Below are 1,629 nucleotides of genomic sequence, written 5' to 3'. Positions count from 1 at the left end.
GCTGCACCGGCATGACGACGATGAGCAGGGGCTTGCAGCGGCCCACACGCTTTCGCGCGTGTTGGTGAGTGAAGTCATGTGGCCCCGCGAAAAAGACCAACTGGGTGGCGCGCGCTCAAAGGTGCGAGCCGCAGCGATCCAGGCGCCGCCTCAGAGACCTGGTCCGGTGTCGGGGGAGGGTGGTGGTTCTTCGGGTTCGGGGGTGTTGACCGAGCCTGAGGTGGTGGGGTGGCGTCCCGCGGAGGACGGTACTGGTCCGCGGACGTTGAGGGCTTTCCTGGAATCACGGCCCCACCCGGAAGGTTTCGGCCTGAAATCGAAGGACCGGCCGCGCTCGAGTAAGAAGGCCCAGGACTGGATCAATGCCTGGGTGGAAGGCCTTTACAGAGAAAAGATGACGCAGCCGGCGATCGTGGATTTGTCCGGTGGCTTGGTCAGTCCTTCTCAGATCAGTGTGTTGTGGCAGCGTTTTAAGGGGTCAGAGACTACTGAGGATGTGCCGGGGGATGTGGTGGGCTGGCGTCCTGCACCGGATGGCACGGGACCCCAAACGTTCCGGGATTTCCTGAACACGCGAGGAGATCTCCCGGCTGGTTTCACCCTGAAATCGAAGGACCGGCCGGGGTCGAGGACGAGTGTGGTCGCCCAGGGCTGGATCAATGCCTGGGCGGGAAAGCTTTACGGAAAGATGACGCATAGGGCAGTCGTGAAACTGTCCGATGGCTTGATCAATAACGTCCAGGTGGCGGTGTTGTGGGGAGCTATCGCGAATAAGCCGGACGCGGGGGTGCTGGAGGGGGATGTTCCTGGGGGTGGTGGTTCTTCGGGTTCGGGGGTGTTGACCGAGCCTGAGGTGGTGGGGTGGCGTCCCGCGGAGGACGGTACTGGTCCGCGGACGTTGAGGGCTTTCCTGGAATCACGGCCCCACCCGCCAGGTTTCGGCCTGAAATCGAGGAACCGGCCGCATTCGAGTGAGAAGGCCCAGGACTGGATCAATGCCTGGGTGGAAGGCCTTTACGGAGAAGGAATGACGCAGCAGGCGGTCGTGAAACTGTCCGGTGAATTGGTCAGTCGCACTCACGTCAGCGAGTTGTGGCATGGTCTTAATCAGCCAGAGATTCCTGAGGATGTGCCGGGGGATGTGGTGGGCTGGCGTCCTGCACCGGATGGCACGGGACCCCGCACGTTCCGGGCTTTCCTGAACATGCGGGGAGATCTCCCGGACGGCTTCGAACTGAAATCGAAGGACCGGCCGGGGTCGATCACGAGTGTGGTCGCCCAGGGCTGGATCAATGCCTGGGCGAAAAAGCTTCACGGGAAGATGACGCAGGCGGAGGTCGCGGAACTGTCCGGTGGCTTGATCAACAAAAGCCAGGTGGCGGTGTTGTGGGCTGTTGTCGCGAGGGGTGCGGGTGCGGGGGTTCCTGTTCGGGTGGCGGAGGAGGCGGCGGTGGCGCGGGCGCGGTCGCGGTCGCTTTCTCGGTACGAGATTGACAGCGAGATTGACAGCGAGAGCGAGAATGACAGCGAGGGTGAGGGTGGTGTGGCGGGTGGGGTGTGGGAGGTGGGTGATCTGGCTGCTGTGCCGGTGGGGAATGTGTTCGGGGTCGCGATCGAGTTGGCGGATGT

Annotated in this window: 1 protein-coding gene; it reads left to right on the top strand. The window is 63.0% G+C overall.

Annotated elements, in window-relative coordinates:
• Window positions 1–205 precede the first annotated feature (205 nt).
• On the top strand, window positions 206–1,629 hold a 1,424-nt coding region (locus ACIRGA_RS40840; RefSeq protein ID WP_400952962.1), incomplete at its 3' end, for a hypothetical protein.

Source organism: Amycolatopsis sp. NPDC102389, assembly GCF_044765885.1.
In the GTDB taxonomy this organism is placed as follows: Bacteria; Actinomycetota; Actinomycetes; order Mycobacteriales; family Pseudonocardiaceae; genus Amycolatopsis.
Note: the sequence above shows the minus strand (reverse complement) of the source record. Positions and strands in the feature narration are given on the sequence as shown.